The 15042-nt window shown below is 49.1% G+C and carries 10 protein-coding genes; 6 read left to right on the top strand and 4 right to left on the bottom strand.

From position 1 onward, the window contains the following. Positions 1 to 204: 204 nt before the first annotated feature. A complete protein-coding gene (locus NDI33_RS14180) occupies positions 205 to 1092 on the bottom strand; it encodes a PhzF family phenazine biosynthesis protein (protein ID WP_190678945.1) in 888 nt (295 codons plus the stop codon). Between the two features lie 160 nt (positions 1093 to 1252). Between NDI33_RS14180 and NDI33_RS14185 the strand changes: the two genes are divergently transcribed. Beyond that, positions 1253 to 2551 carry a septal ring lytic transglycosylase RlpA family protein gene (locus NDI33_RS14185; protein WP_242033286.1) on the top strand — a complete coding sequence of 433 codons (1299 nt, stop codon included), beginning with the start codon at positions 1253 to 1255 and terminating at the stop codon, positions 2549 to 2551. Between the two features lie 132 nt (positions 2552 to 2683). Here NDI33_RS14185 and NDI33_RS14190 read toward each other — a convergent pair whose 3' ends face one another. The 3 genes from NDI33_RS14190 to NDI33_RS14200 form a co-directional block, all read right to left on the bottom strand. After that, a complete protein-coding gene (locus NDI33_RS14190) occupies positions 2684 to 4231 on the bottom strand; it encodes an anthranilate synthase component I family protein (protein WP_190410272.1) in 1548 nt (515 codons plus the stop codon). 437 nt (positions 4232 to 4668) lie between these two features. Then, positions 4669 to 5094, bottom strand: a complete 426-nt coding sequence (locus NDI33_RS14195) for a photosystem I reaction center subunit II PsaD (protein WP_190410263.1) — start codon at positions 5092 to 5094, stop codon at positions 4669 to 4671. Positions 5095 to 5265: 171 nt separating this feature from the next. Further along, on the bottom strand, positions 5266 to 7515 hold the full coding sequence (locus NDI33_RS14200) for a DICT sensory domain-containing protein (RefSeq protein ID WP_190678953.1): 2250 nt from the start codon (positions 7513 to 7515) through the stop codon (positions 5266 to 5268). 474 nt (positions 7516 to 7989) lie between these two features. On the opposite strand from NDI33_RS14200, the gene NDI33_RS14205 reads away from it, so the two are divergent. The 5 genes from NDI33_RS14205 (at position 7990) to NDI33_RS14225 (ending at position 14978) form a co-directional block, all read left to right on the top strand. Next, on the top strand, positions 7990 to 9525 hold the full coding sequence (locus NDI33_RS14205) for a ferredoxin--nitrite reductase (protein WP_190678955.1): 1536 nt from the start codon (positions 7990 to 7992) through the stop codon (positions 9523 to 9525). A gap of 80 nt (positions 9526 to 9605) precedes the next feature. Continuing rightward, positions 9606 to 10940 carry a CmpA/NrtA family ABC transporter substrate-binding protein gene (locus tag NDI33_RS14210; RefSeq protein WP_190410260.1) on the top strand — a complete coding sequence of 445 codons (1335 nt, stop codon included), beginning with the start codon at positions 9606 to 9608 and terminating at the stop codon, positions 10938 to 10940. A 90-nt stretch (positions 10941 to 11030) separates the two neighbouring features. Beyond that, the gene (gene ntrB / locus NDI33_RS14215) at positions 11031 to 11873 is read left to right on the top strand and encodes a nitrate ABC transporter permease (RefSeq protein WP_190678957.1); all 843 of its coding nucleotides are present in this window, start codon (positions 11031 to 11033) and stop codon (positions 11871 to 11873) included. A 179-nt stretch (positions 11874 to 12052) separates the two neighbouring features. Beyond that, complete coding sequence (locus NDI33_RS14220) at positions 12053 to 14053, top strand: nitrate ABC transporter ATP-binding protein (protein WP_190440143.1); 2001 nt, start codon at positions 12053 to 12055, stop codon at positions 14051 to 14053. A gap of 79 nt (positions 14054 to 14132) precedes the next feature. Further along, the gene (locus tag NDI33_RS14225; protein WP_190430024.1) at positions 14133 to 14978 is read left to right on the top strand and encodes a nitrate ABC transporter ATP-binding protein; all 846 of its coding nucleotides are present in this window, start codon (positions 14133 to 14135) and stop codon (positions 14976 to 14978) included. The last annotated feature ends 64 nt before the right edge of the window (positions 14979 to 15042 follow it).

Consider the following 15042-nt stretch of genomic DNA (forward strand, 5'->3'; position numbering starts at 1 on the left):
TTCAATTGGTAAGAGATAGGGTCTTCTTTACTTGCAAAAATAGAGGCAAAATCCGGTCGGCTTAAGACTAAAAACCTTCCCTGTGTAGCTCGCCTTGATGCCTGAAACCACGCAGGCAAAGGCATTTGATGGGTTTGGCTAACCCGAACCCAATCTATAATTATGCTTGACCAAACCGGATTGAGTCAAAGCAAATCTTACCAATTAGACGAATTCCCCTTTGGCAACTAAAATTACTTTACCACCCACCAATACTTCAATGAAATCAGCCTTTTTATGAGCCTTTAACAACAACAAAGAAGGTCTGCCAATTTCATACCCTTGCTCAACTCTGACATCAACTGTCTCTGCTCCAAAATAGGAATGCTGAACCAAATAACCAGCTAAACAACCATTCGCACTTCCTGTAGCAGGATCTTCGGGAATTCCTGCATACTCGGCAAACACTCGCACGCTCAAGTTATTCTCTGGATGATAAGTTTCAGGACAGAAAACCAATATACATTTGCCTTGAGTATGACTAACTAAATCAAAATATTTATCCTTATTTACCTTGATTCGCTTTAAGGATTGGTGCGTTTTCAAGGGAACGATAATAAAGGGAACTCCCGTAGAAACTTCTTGAATCGGGAATCGAGGATCTATCTCGCTGGGTTCTAAATTCAAAACTTGGGCGAGTGCCTCTCCCTCGAAGGTTTGGGTAAAAATAGGTGGTTTTTGCTGCATCCACAACCATTCTACTGCTTGCTCTCCGTAATGCAGCGATACAGGAATCTGTCCGACTTTTAGATTTAAAATTAAGTTTTCAACCGGCTGATTAATAATTTCTTGTTGCAAAATATAAGCAGTCCCTAAGGTAGGATGCCCTGCAAACGGTAACTCTTGCTCAGGCGTAAAAATCCGCACATCATAACCTCCATCTCGAACCTCTGGAGAAGTTATAAAAGTGGTTTCCGAGTAGTTCGTTTCTTTAGCAATTCTTTGCATTTGAACATCAGAAAGCTCACCGGCATCCGTAAAGACTGCTAGTTGATTACCCGTGTATTTTTCTACGGCAAATACATCAACAATGTAAAAGTGAAGTCGCTTCATACTTGTCAAAATCGCTGCTATATGGTTTATTAGCAAGAGGCTGGGATCGCGTCTAAATGCACAACTCAGCCAGAGGGCAGATATACCAAATAAGGAGGTTGGTATACTAGAGAACGTTTGCAAATCCAGAGTGCATTGTAACTAAAGATTTTTTTTGCCAATGCCATTTTTCGGACTTGTTTGGGTAACTTCTTGGGTCAGCTGTTTTTTCTCTAACCAGGCGTTGTCGAGTATACCTGATTACCTCTCGATAACACTTCCAGCCAAGGTTTTTTCATCTGTCAATAATCCCCTGGATAGCGATAAACCTCTGTTTGTTTACGCTGTAGGAACGGGGAAACCCTACTCTTATTTGAGCGGTTTACATTCTCAAAAATTCAGTGCGTTCTTGCCTTCCTGGGATTTCCAGATAGGAGGAAATCAGAGCCAATCTTCATCAAACAAAGCCAAAACGCCTGAACAATCTAGGCGGAAGCTAGCGACGGTGGATAATGTGCTTTGCCGCCCCGGCTCGGCACCCATGAAGGAAGCGCCAGTAGCGCCAACTATCCTATCTCAGTCGGCTTCATGGGTTGAAGTTCCTGTCAGTCGAGCGTCAAAGCCGAGTATTCCAGACAGAATCATGCAGGTGATGCAGAATTTATTGAAATTGCCTGCTTGGGCTGAATCTCGCGATACAAAGCCTTCGCAGGTTGCAGTCGTTCAGATTCGCGACCAAGGCGCATTGGGCGATCGCTTAATCAATGAAAAAATTGGAAAACGGCAAGGTCTGTGGATGTCCTTGGCTGGGCGCAAAAGCAAGAGCGTCGCTACATCCGGCGGAGAACCGGAGCAGTTTCAAGTCTGGGTGAAGGGACATTTGGTGGCTCAAATCCCCGAAAAACCCCAAGCTGAGCGATTTGCCAAGCGAATCGCGCAACTCCTGCAAAACTCCAATGCAGACACTTCGCAACTGAAACCAACGCTGGTGGATGGGAAGCCGGGGGGTAAGCTAGGCAACAACCAGTTGTTTGTAATTGACGACGCGATCGCTACCAACTTCAATCGCGATCGCCAACTCTTGGCAATCGAATGGGTAAATAATCTCCGCCTCGCCTTGGGTGAAAAGTCCTTAACCTTGGTGGAAGCTCAAGCCCAAATGCACGGCTTAATCCAGACAGATACCAAACTAGAGGGTTTAGCCTCTTGGTATGGCGGTTATTTTCACGGACGCCAAACGGCAAACGGCGAAATCTATAACCAGGATGCACTCACGGCGGCTCATCCTTCTCTGCCTTTTAATACCTTTCTGAAAGTGACCAACTTGAAAAATGGGGATGCTGTCATCGTGCGGGTGACTGACCGTGGTCCCTACATTGCGCCGAGAACGCTGGATTTGTCGCGGGGAGCCGCTCGCTGCGTTAAGAGCGAAGAGTTAGGTGTAATTCCTTATGAAGCGGTCGTAATGAAACCGCTCTAAGGAACGTGGATTAAATCGCTTACACTCACGTTCTATCGGGGTATGGCACTGCCATGCCCCGACGCAAAGAAATGAGGGTTTATAAATCCACATTCCTAACCCTTGTTTCTAGTTCCCCAGACGGCTTAGCCTCTATTCAAGACAGCGGATAGCCTCTAGCAATCCTTTAGCTTTGTTGAGGGTTTCTTGGTACTCAGTTTCGGGGCGAGAATCGGCAACCAAACCTGCCCCCGCTTGGACTGACACCTGATGTTTCCCACTGGCTTGAGAACGAACGACCATCGTGCGAATCGCAATCGCTGTATTTAATTGCCCCTCAAAGTCATACCAGCCATAAGCCCCTGAATAGGGGCCGCGACGGCAGGGTTCGAGTTCGTGAATAATCTCCATCGCCCGAATCTTCGGGGCACCACTGACGGTTCCGGCGGGGAAGCAGGCTTTGAGTAAATCCCAGGCGGTTTTATCGGGCGCGAGTTCTCCCAGTACGTTGCTGACGATGTGCATCACATGAGAGTAACGCTCGATGAGCATCAATTCATCGACTCTCACCGTGCCGCTGGTGCAGACGCGCCCCAAATCATTGCGACCTAAGTCAACTAGCATGACGTGTTCAGCAATTTCCTTTGGGTCTTGAAGTAAGTCCTCGGCAAAGGCGTCATCTTCTTTAGGCGTCTTCCCTCGCGGGCGCGTCCCTGCAATCGGGCGCACGGTCGCGCTCATCCCCTCCTCTGTTAGCGCCGCATCGCCTCCGTAAGAACTCAGCACCGCCTTCACCATCACTTCCGGGCTAGAACCAATAATCTGCCAATCGCCGAAGTTGAAATAAGCCATATAAGGCGAGGGATTAATGAGACGCAAAGAGCGATATAAAGCAAAGGGATCGCCGCTATATTCGGCACAGAGTTGTTGAGACAGGACGACCTGGAATATATCTCCGGCACGAATATAATCTTTTGCCTTTTCCACATTGGTGCAGAATTGTTCGCGTCCGGTGTTACTGGTGTAGGTGAGTTGCTTCTCCCGATTTTCAGGGGGCGTCCATTGCAACAAAGTATCTTTTCCCGACAGAGGTAGCTGGAGTTTGCTGACCAGCTGAGTAACGCGATCGCAAGCTTGTTGATATGCCTGAGCCAAATCCACATCCGGATCGCGCAAATCTGCATACGCGATCGCCCAAATCTTCCGCTTCACCTGATCGAAAATAATCAGGTTATCGACCTGCATCCACAATCCATCCGGCAAATCGTCCTCTGAGGCGGGATAAATCGGCACGCGCGGCTCTATCCAGTTAATCAGTTCATAACCCCAGAAGCCAAATAATCCGCCGATTCCGGGCGGCAATTGGGGCAACGTAACCGGATGAAACGGCTTTAGACAATAAGCTAATGCCTGAAATGGATCGCCTTCAAACGCGATCGCCCTCCCGTCACGGTGGGTTTGCGTCGTTTTATTTCCTCTCGCCTCCAACACCCACAAAGGATCGCAGCCGACAAAACTGTAGCGACCTACTTTTTCCCCACCTTCCACGGATTCCAGTAAAAAGCTATAAGGCTGTCCAGCACAGACTTTGTACCAAGCAGACACGGGTGTATCTAGGTCTGCCACCCATTCCTGATACACCGGCACAAAATTACCCTGTTTAGCCAGATCGGAAAATTGGGAAAAATCAGGAAAAATCATAATTTTCTTGCGTTCTGGATCGAGGCGATTCGCCCTAGCGCCGCCATTATTCATCCAGGTTAAAACAGAAATGGGCGCAAATGGGAAAAGGGAAGAAACAGACGCTTTAGTTCATCCTTCATCTTTCTCCTTTAGACTCTCGTATTTTTGTTTTATCTAATTTCCCCAATTTATCGGGGAGTCTTGGAGGATAAGTCGTGGGGAGCAAATATAGCAGTTCTCAGTTGGGTGGAATATCTTGCGGTTCCAATGTTTGATAGGCGCTTTTGGATTGTCATGCTCCTACAGATGTATCGCACCCAAATGAGAATTGCGATATCTGAATTCAAACTGCTAACCCAACAGAATTGCCCTTGCTTCGCCCATTTATCGCATCATCTTTAACGAAAAAGTAGGGTGGATGCCCACCCTACTAATGCTAAATAATTAAAAAGGTGCTAAACGTCGTAAGTCGCACGACCGCTAAACTTAATCGTTGGCGGTTCCGGGTTGCTGCCAATGTTCCGTTCTACCTTATTCACATAAGGACGACCTTGATTGACTTTCTCTGGGAAGACGCCATCCTTCGGATGCAGATACTCCATTTCACCGTTCGGGAAGACACGGTAAATCTTGTAGTTGTTGATTTTGAACTTGGCTCGGAGTACCTGACCGCCTAACATGATGCAGTATTCTTTACGTGCTAGGTATAGCAAGTTATCACCTTGGTTCATGATGGCAGAGCCACCAGTGGGCAATTCAAATACTTGCTGTTTCGGGCTTGTCCAAGTGATGGCGTACTTTTCTTCTAGTTCAGCTTTGGTGAGCAAACCGCCGGTACCGCCGCCAAATATGGGGGTTTGTCCAGTAAGAGTTTCTGGCATAGATTTTTCTCCCAACGTTTTAGGGCATCCTATCACCGAGGCAAGGCCTGTCTTGCGAGTCTGTCAAGAACTGTAACAGTTTGTCATTAGCCATTTAGTCATGAGTCATTTAGTCATTAGTCATGGGTCATTAGTCAAGCACTGCTGACTACTAATTGCTGACTAATTTCATCAAAGACTACTGACTGCTGAGTGCCTTGCCGCGATAGGGACGGTAAAGTGAAACTGACTACCTTGGTCTTTACCGGCGGATTCAGCCCAAATTTCACCGCCCCAACCCGTGACAACTTGGCGACAAATCGCAAGTCCCAGACCAGTACCGCCAGTAGTTCGCCGCAGAGCGCCTTCTTCCTGATAGAACCGATCGAAGACAGCCTCCAGCCGGTTGGGTTCAATGCCACGACCTGTATCGGCAACCGTAACTTCAAGCATTGAGCTGTCGTTACACTCAGCGAGTATCGTAATTTTTCCTTGAGGCGTTGTAAATTTGCAAGCGTTGTCCAGCAGTTTGGCAAGCACCTCGACCAGCCACTCCCCATCCGCTCGTACTAAAGGCAGCGAATCAGACACTTTAGTAATAATCTTTGGTAGCTGACCATCGGAATTGCGGGCGCGGATACTGCTGAGGGCAAGATCGATGCACTCTGGCAGCGCTAGGGGTTCTGGATGCCATTGCACCCGACCACTTTCTAGGCGAGAAAGGGTGAGGAAATCTTGAACCAGTTTACGCATCCGCTCGGCGTCGGTGAGAGCGGTACTGAGCATAACTTGCCGCATCTCCGGGGGCATATCAGGTTCGCTCGCCAGACTCTCCAGGCAAACTTGAATCGTGGAGAGGGGGGTGCGGAGTTCGTGACCCGTAATCGCGACTAAGTTGCTGCGAGTGCGATCGAGAGCTTCTAGCTGTTGGTTGAGGTCTTCCAGGTTCGCGTAGGCTTCGGCTTGAATCAACGCCCCGGCGATTTGAATAGAAATGGCTTCTACAAGTTCTAGTTCGTCGTCCTGCCACTCGTAGGGGGTAGCACCGCAATGATGCAGCTCTACTATCCCCAGTAGTCGATCCTGATATAGCACTGGCATCATCAGCCAAGACTGAATAGCAAAGCGGCTCGCCAGAGTTTGAAGTGGGCGATTGGAAGGAAGTTCCGACACTCCTACCGATATTCCTGCCGACACTTCTACAATGCGAGGGTCGATATGAGTATCGGCAACATAAACTCGCTCTCGGTTCTGCACAACTTCCTGAAATAGAGGATTTTCCTGTAAAGGCCAATCCTGACCGAGTGCAGAGGCAAGTCGAGAATTCCCGTTATCTGTCACTTTCAAAAATTCATGGTTAATCGTGGCAGAAGTATCGATTTCCCCGGCACGATAAATCAGACACCGGCAAGCAAACAATGCCTGTCCTAATTCCTGTACGGCAATGGATAGAATTTCATCCGGGTGTAACGGCTGTCCCGTATGGCTACCCCGCCGGATGGCAGCCGTAATCGAGTTGACTAGGCGTTCTTTGCGTTCTTGGGCGGAAATTGAGCGATAAGCTTTGAGCAGCTTGTACTGCCCCGCTTGCAAGTAAGTGACTAGGCACTGAACAAAGGGGTCGGGATTGTCGGTTAGAGACTCTGGAGTTTGGGCGGAGGGTTCCTTTGCCGCCTGTGGCTGTACGGAGTTTTGAACTAAAAAATTCTGCCGATTCGCTGCTTCCCGATCGGTTTTTCCAAAGGAAGTTTCTAAAAACTCTCCCCTCGAAGGAATGCCGTAAATATTTCGTGCTTGAGCGAGCTTTTGAGCCAATTCCGGACGGTACTGCGAAATCCGATTGAGTAATAATTCAGCAACGATGCAACTGACTTGCCGATCGAACGTCCAGATTCCCTCAAACCGGCGGGCGGGGTCTATCCCTTCAAACGATGACATCCGCAATCGGGAGGTGGTTCGAGGAAGGTCAGAAGTGCGGCGGCTAGGGGAAAACGCGGGTGCGATTCCTTTTCTAGCTGCGGTCTTTCCTCTTACACCCTGACGCGATCGCCCATCCTCTGTTAGGTTTCGTTCTCGACAAACCAAGCAGGTAGCATAATTCTGCCCGATCACCACTAAGTGCCACTCTTGACTTAAACCATCGGTCGGCTCAAAAGCAACAGTTTCGTAAGCTTCCGAACTGTTGCTAAAGTCGGTTTCTGGGGCTGCCAGCACATATAACTGCTCTGTCCGTTCTGCAATCCGTCGATAACGGTGAGCTTCCTGACGATAGAAGCGCTCTCGCTGGAAACTGGCAATCACCAGATGCTGGTCTAAAGATGCCAGAACCTGGTCTTCCATCGCATGAGATAAGGCGATTAAGGAAGACTTGAAATACATTTGAGGTCGCAGCTGGGGCAGGACTTGCAGCAAATCTGCCAGCACAGAAGTCGGGATGATCATTTAGTAATTTGCCGAGTTTCGTACCCGTTCTATGCCTATCGTACAAAAGAGCGTTCCCTACTAACGGTTTGAATATTTCCTTGTAATCCGGTTTTAACGATTGTAAATTCTCACAAAATTGCTTAACTCCACGTTCAAGAGGAGGAAAATCACGTTTTTGTGAGTTCTAGTATTGGATGGCTGTGAGTTGAGGGAAACTCAATGGTTGCATTAATAAGGGTTTTGGGGAAGCGATCGCGACTCCAAAACCCCTCGCCACAAGAATTTCTTATGTAAATCATTAATCCTCCTTAAGGGGGATGTCATGACTAAATGGCATCCGATCGATGCAAAAACTTCATTTGTATTAACATTTTGTAATTTCTTATACGAATTTCACAGTTGAGTTTGCATAACTTATCATCAACGAGCAATTGACAAACACAAGATTATCCGTTTGCGGGCATTCGAGCGCCACGTAATGAGGACACACCCATGACAAGCACAGCCACGCCCACAGCAAGTCTTAATAAATTTGAAAAATTCAAAGCAGAGAAAGATGGTCTGGCGGTAAAGGCAGAAATTGAACATTTTGCCCAGGTTGGCTGGGAGGCGATGGACGAAACAGACCGCGACCACCGACTCAAGTGGGTAGGGATTTTCTTCAGACCCGTTACGCCCGGAAAATTTATGATGCGGATGCGGATGCCCAGCGGTATCCTCACCAGCGATCAAATGCGAATGCTCGCCGAGATTGTGCAGCGTTACGGCGAAGATGGCAGCGGCGACATCACCACCCGGCAAAATATCCAACTGCGGGGAGTCCGAATCGAGGATGTGCCAGAAATTTTCCGACGGTTAGAGCGAGTCGGGATGACCAGCATTCAGTCGGGGATGGATAACGTCCGCAACATCACGGGTTCGCCAGTTGCGGGGATTGATGCGGATGAATTGTTTGATACGCGAAGTCTGGTGCAGCAAGTCCAGGACATGATTACGAATCATGGGGAAGGCAACAAAGCTTTCAGCAATCTGCCCCGGAAATTCAATATTGCGATCGCGGGTTGTCGCGACAACTCGGTTCACGCTGAAATCAACGACCTTGCTTTCGTCCCCGCCTACAAAGATGGCGTGTTCGGGTTTAATGTCCTCGTCGGTGGTTTGTTCTCTGCCAAACGGTGCGATGCTGCCATTCCCCTGAATGCTTGGGTGCATCCTGACGATGTTGTAGAGGTATGCCGAGCCGTTTTAGAAGTTTTTCGCGATCGCGGTCCCCGATCGAATCGGCACAAAGCACGGCTGATGTGGCTGATCGATGAATTGGGGTTAGGACAATTCCGAGCCTTGGTAGAAGAATATCTGGAGAAGCCCCTCCAACCAGCCGCCGAAAAAGACGAAATTGACTGGGAAAAGCGCGACCACATCGGCGTGTACCCCCAAAAGCAACCCGGCTTAAACTACGTCGGCTTACACGTTCCCGTGGGGCGTCTCTATGCCCAGGATATGCTTGACCTGGCTCGGATGGCTGAAGTCTACGGCAACGGCGAAATGCGGTTCACCGTTGAGCAAAATGTCATCATCCCCAATATTCCCGACTCGCGCTTAGACGCCTGCTTAGCCGAACCCCTACTAGAGCGATTCTCAATCAATCCCGATCCTTTAGCGCGATCGCTAGTCTCCTGCACCGGGTCACAGTTCTGCAACTTCGCCTTAATTGAAACTAAAAACCGTGCCCTGGCAACGATTGAAGAACTGGGAGCAGAATTATCTCTAACTAAACCCGTGCGGATTCACTGGACTGGTTGCCCCAACTCCTGCGGTCAGCCTCAAGTAGCCGACATCGGTTTGATGGGGACAAAAGTTCGCAAAAACGGCAAAACCTTAGAAGGTGTCGATCTTTACATGGGAGGCACAGTTGGTAAAGAAGCCCATTTGGGTACCTGCGTCCAGAAAAGCATTCCCTGCGAAGACCTCAAACCTGTATTGCGGAATTTATTGATCGAACAGTTTGGGGCGACCCCTCGTTTCTAGGGATTGCAAAGAAGCTTTTAGCGACTCCCTACCACCAATTCCCGACTACGTACCACCGAGTTACCACTTCCAAGAGAAATATGAGCAGAGTTTCTAGACGGCAATTTATCATTACAGCAGGCGCAGCCACAGCCGGAAGCTTGCTAGCTCATGGCTGTAGTTCCGGCCCGACCGATAGCGCCAAGTCCGCTTCAAAATCCTCCCCCGTTGCCACCAGCACGGCAGCCAACGCGCCGAAAGTAGAAACAACCACCGCCAAGCTAGGATTTATTGCTCTAACGGATTCCGCGCCCCTAGTTGTAGCCCAGGAAAAAGGGTTGTTTGCCAAATACGGCATGACAGAGGTTGAGGTTGTCAAGCAAGCTTCCTGGCCCGTCACCCGCGATAACTTGGAGCTAGGCACAGCCGGTAACGCCGGTGGGATTGATGGGGCGCATATTTTATCCCCCATGCCTTACTTTATGAGCTTGGGACAAACCAAGAACAAGCAGCCAGTGCCGATGTACATCCTGGCGCGGTTAAATACCAATGGTCAAGCAATTTCTGTTGCCAATACTTACAAAGAATCCAAAGTTGGCTTAGACAGCAAAGGACTCAAAGAAGCCTTTGCCAAAGCTGGGGGCAAAAATGACTTCAAGGCAGCTATTACCTATCCTGGTGGTACCCACGACCTCTGGATGCGCTACTGGTTAGCCGCAGGCGGCATCGATCCAAACAAGGATATTTCTACAGTCCCCGTACCGCCGCCTCAGATGGTGGCGAATATGAAAACGGGCAACATGGAAGCCTTCTGTGTAGGGGAACCGTGGAACGCCCAGTTGGTGAACCAAGGGCAGGGTTACACCGCCTTGGTAACGGGAGAACTGTGGAAAGACCATCCCGAAAAAGCTTTTGCGATGCGGGCTGATTGGGTAGATAAAAATCCCAATTCTGCCAAAGCGCTGCTAATGGCAATCCAAGAAGCCCAGCAGTGGTGCGACAAGGCAGAAAACAAAGAAGAGATGTGCCAAATTGTCTCCCAAGCAAAATGGTTTAAAGTCCCAGCCAAAGATATTATCGAACGCTCCAAAGGCAACATTGACTACGGCGATGGTCGCCCGGTCGTGCAAAATAGTCCGCTACTGATGAAGTTCTGGTCAGATAACGCTTCTTATCCCTACAAGAGTCACGACACCTGGTTCCTAACTGAAAACATCCGTTGGGGGAATATTCCTGCTGACACCAACATTAAAGAACTTGTTGACAAAGTGAACCGGGAAGACCTCTGGAAAGAGGCAGCCAAAGCACTAGGAGTTCCTGCTTCAGAAATTCCGACTAGCAGTTCTCGCGGTGTTGAAACATTCTTTGATGGTGTCAAATTTGACCCCGAAAAGCCAGAGGAATACTTGAAGAGTCTCAAGATTAAGAAGGCATAAATCACGAATAGCGAATAGTTCAAGAGGAATCGGCTATTCGCTGTTCGCTAGCCAATGACGAATCAATATGATTAACAATTAGGAGCGAGAATGACCGCTAGAACTGAGAATCGCCTTTCAAGTAATAATCCCCAGAAATTAATCGGAACCTTCTTTCAGAAGAAACTTAAACATATTGTGCCACCGCTGCTAGCACTTGCAGCTTTTATGATCCTTTGGCAAATCCTCTGCCCTCCGGGTTCTAAAGGTTTGCCAGGGCCAATCCAAGTACTAAGAGAAACTTGGAATCCCTATATTATCAATCCATTTTTTGATAATGGCGGTACGGATAAAGGCTTGGCGTTGCAAATTTTCGCCAGTTTACAACGGGTAGCGATTGGCTTCTCTCTGTCTACCTTAGTTGGGATTGGGTTGGGGATTTTGATTGGTACCAATCAGTTTACTTACCGCGCTTTAGACCCCCTCTTTCAGGTTCTGCGTACCATTCCCCCTCTGGCATGGCTACCGATTTCTCTGGCAGCATTTCAACAAAGTAATCCCTCAGCTATTTTCGTGATTTTTATCACGTCGATATGGCCCATTATTATTAACACCACGGTGGGAGTACAGCAAATTCCTCAAGATTACCGAAACGTTGCCAGAGTGTTGCGGCTTTCTAAGCAGAAGTATTTCTTTAAGATTCTCTTTCCCGCAGCGGTTCCTTATATCTTTACTGGACTGAGAATTGGTATTGGTTTGTCTTGGCTGGCAATTGTTGCGGCTGAAATGCTAGTCGGCGGCGTGGGAATTGGTTTCTTCATCTGGGACGCTTACAACAACTCTTTACTGAGCCAAATTATTCTCGCACTTGTGTATGTCGGTGTTGTTGGTTTGCTGCTAGATAGGATAGTAGGCTTCGTCGCCTCCAAAGTTGTACCAGAGGAACAGAAGTAAGAACTGAAGACTCAGGACTGAGGGCTGAGTAGGAAGTATTAAATAAACTCTTCGCCCTTAACTTCTCAACTCATCCTCAATCCTTATCCCTGACTCCTCTTTTAGTTCCTTCTCTCAGTCCTCAGCCCTCATACCTCAGTCCTCACTTCTCTCAGTCCTCATACCTCAGTCCTATTGCTATGTCTGTCTTTGTAGAAATTGACCATGTTGACCGGGTGTACTCGCTTGCCAATGGCGGTACTTATGTGGCACTCAAGAATATTGACCTGAAAATCAAACAAGGTGAATTTGTTTCTTTAATTGGACATTCTGGATGCGGCAAATCAACCCTACTAAATATGGTGGCTGGTCTAGATAGACCGACGAGTGGGGGAGTGATTTTAGAAGGGCGACAGGTGACTTCACCGGGACCAGACCGAATGGTCGTGTTCCAAAATTATTCGCTGCTTCCCTGGCTCACCGTGCGGGAAAACATCGCTCTGGGGGTAGATGAAGTATTACAGGACCGGCCCAGAGGTGAGCGCAAGGGGATTGTGGAGCATCACATCGATTTGGTGGGATTGCGGCACGCTGCGGATAAACGACCCGGTCAGCTATCGGGGGGAATGAGACAGCGGGTAGCGATCGCGCGTGCCCTCGCCCTTCGTCCTAAGTTGCTGCTACTCGATGAACCGTTCGGCGCGCTAGACGCCTTGACACGGGGCGGCTTGCAAGAAAAGTTGATGCAAATCTGTCAGGAAAGCAAAGTCACCGCAATCATGGTGACGCACGATGTGGACGAAGCGCTGCTACTATCTGACCGAATTGTGATGCTGACTAACGGCCCAGATGCCCATATCGGGCAAATTCTGGAAGTCTCCATCCCTCGCCCACGCAAGCGCATGGAGGTTGTCAATCATCCTAGCTACTACGGTTTGCGGAATGAGATGATTTACTTCCTCAACCAGCAGAAAAAAGCCAAGCAGCGCAAAGCAACGCAACCGGCGGTGGTTGCCCGGAATGGGTTGGAGAAAGTCAATCTGGAAATTGGCTTTATTCCCCTAACTGACTGCGCCCCTTTGGTGGTGGCAAAAGAAAAAGGTTTCTTCGCTAAGCACGGGTTAGAAGATGTGACGCTGAACCGCGAACCCAGTTGGAAAGCGATCGCGCAAGGGGTGGCGACGGGACGCCTAGACGCTGCCCAGATGGTTGCCGGAATGCCGATGGCAATGACCTTGGGAGCCGATGGCCCGCCACTGCCCGTGTGTACGGCGATGACTTTATCGCGCAATGGCAATGCGATTACCTTCAGTAAGGATTTGTACGATCGCGGCGTTCGCACCTTGGCAGATTTCAAGGAAGCGATCGCGCAAACTCCTGACAAGATCCATACACTCGGAGTGGTGCATCCTGCCTCTATGCACAACATGATGCTGCGCTACTGGCTGGCAAGTGGCGGCATCGATCCCGACCGAGATGTCAGTTTGACGGTGATTCCACCCGCCCAGATGGTCGCTAATCTGAAATCTGGAAGTATTGATGGCTACTGTGTCGGCGAACCTTGGAACTCTCGCGCCGTTCATGAAAAACTCGGTTTTGTCATCGCCACCGATATGGAGTTGTGGGCGGGACATCCGGAGAAGGTACTCGGATGCCAGGAAGAATGGGCAAATAAGTACCCGCAAACTCATATCGCATTGATAAAAGCGCTTTTGGAAGCTTGCGAATACTGCGATGACCGACGCAATCGGGAAGAAATTGTCAACTTACTGTGTCAGCCGCAATACATCGGCTCCGCCCCTGAATACACCCGTCCCGGCTTTATCGATCCCTACATTCGCGGGACGGGCGCAGCACCCGAACAGATGTTGCGTTATAACCAGTTCTTTGTCGATAAAGCGAACTTTCCAGAACCGGAGGAAGGACTGTGGGTGATGACTCAGCTAGCACGATGGGGAATTGTTCCGTTCCCCAAAAACTGGCTAGAAATTCAAGAACGAGTGCGGCGCATTGATGTATTTAGGGAAGCGGCGCGGGAACTCGGCTTAATGGATATCGGACGCGATCGCGCACCCATGCAAATGTTTGATGGCACCATTTTCAATCCCGACGATCCCATTAAGTACCTCAATAGCTTGGAAATTAAGCGTCCAATTCGTATCGAAGAGATTAACATCGACCCCTTAGTTGCGAGTCGTTAGTAATCAGTCATTAGCCATTCGCTAATGGAACTATGGCAAGAACAATTCGCGATTAGCGATTAACAACCTTCACCTCCCCATGCACACTTTGAACAACACTGGCGTCGTCACCCAACTAACCCAAGAAACCGTCAACCGCGACCCGTTTTTGGTCATTGAAGACGTTTCCAAGGTTTATCCCACTCCTACCGGACCGTATACCGTTCTAGATGGGGTAAACCTCACCGTCTATGAAGGCGAATTTATCTGCCTGATCGGTCACTCTGGTTGCGGCAAATCCACCCTGTTAAACATGGTGTCAGGTTTCAATAAGCCAACTGACGGTGAAGTACGCCTGGAAACCCTGAAAATCCGCGAACCCGGCCCAGACCGGATGATGGTATTCCAGAATTATTGCTTGCTTCCCTGGCTGACTGCCTTCGAGAACGTTTACCTAGCAGTGGATTCTGTTTATCCTGGCAAACCCCGATCGGAAAAAGTCACCATCGTTCGGGATCACCTCGCAATGGTGGGGCTGACTGAAGCAGCAGATAAAAAACCATCTCAGCTGTCTGGAGGGATGAAACAGCGAGTCGCGATCGCGCGTGCCCTCTCAATTCGCCCTAAAGTATTAATCCTGGATGAGCCATTCGGCGCTTTAGATGCCATCACTAAGGAAGAATTACAAGAGGAACTGCTGACCATCTGGCGCGAACATCAAGTTACTGTCTTGATGATTACCCACGACATCGACGAAGCACTCTTCCTAGCAGATCGGCTGGTGATGATGACCAACGGGCCATCGGCAAACATCGGTGAAGTTTTGAAAATTCCCTTCGCCCGCCCCCGGAATCGCGCCCGGATTATGGAAGACCCGGAATATTACAACCTGCGGAACTACGCCCTCGACTTTCTGTTCAACCGATTTGCTCATGATGATGATTAGTCATCGCTTGTTAGGTATTATCCAATGGGTAATCCCCAACAAGCGATGAAAGTATGGCTAATCG

Origin of the sequence: Trichocoleus sp. DQ-A1 (genome assembly GCF_039961955.1) — a bacterium.
Taxonomy (GTDB): Bacteria; Cyanobacteriota; Cyanobacteriia; order Cyanobacteriales; family FACHB-T130; genus FACHB-T130.

What these genes read in the sequence shown, in the direction of transcription:
- NDI33_RS14180 (WP_190678945.1), bottom strand. Translation starts at nt 1,092, where the DNA reads ATGAAGCGACTTCACTTTTACATTGTTGATGTATTTGCCGTAGAAAAA.
- NDI33_RS14185 (WP_242033286.1), top strand. Translation starts at nt 1,253, where the DNA reads ATGCCATTTTTCGGACTTGTTTGGGTAACTTCTTGGGTCAGCTGTTTT.
- NDI33_RS14190 (WP_190410272.1), bottom strand. Translation starts at nt 4,231, where the DNA reads ATGATTTTTCCTGATTTTTCCCAATTTTCCGATCTGGCTAAACAGGGT.
- NDI33_RS14195 (WP_190410263.1), bottom strand. Translation starts at nt 5,094, where the DNA reads ATGCCAGAAACTCTTACTGGACAAACCCCCATATTTGGCGGCGGTACC.
- NDI33_RS14200 (WP_190678953.1), bottom strand. Translation starts at nt 7,515, where the DNA reads ATGATCATCCCGACTTCTGTGCTGGCAGATTTGCTGCAAGTCCTGCCC.
- NDI33_RS14205 (WP_190678955.1), top strand. Translation starts at nt 7,990, where the DNA reads ATGACAAGCACAGCCACGCCCACAGCAAGTCTTAATAAATTTGAAAAA.
- NDI33_RS14210 (WP_190410260.1), top strand. Translation starts at nt 9,606, where the DNA reads ATGAGCAGAGTTTCTAGACGGCAATTTATCATTACAGCAGGCGCAGCC.
- ntrB (WP_190678957.1), top strand. Translation starts at nt 11,031, where the DNA reads ATGACCGCTAGAACTGAGAATCGCCTTTCAAGTAATAATCCCCAGAAA.
- NDI33_RS14220 (WP_190440143.1), top strand. Translation starts at nt 12,053, where the DNA reads ATGTCTGTCTTTGTAGAAATTGACCATGTTGACCGGGTGTACTCGCTT.
- NDI33_RS14225 (WP_190430024.1), top strand. Translation starts at nt 14,133, where the DNA reads ATGCACACTTTGAACAACACTGGCGTCGTCACCCAACTAACCCAAGAA.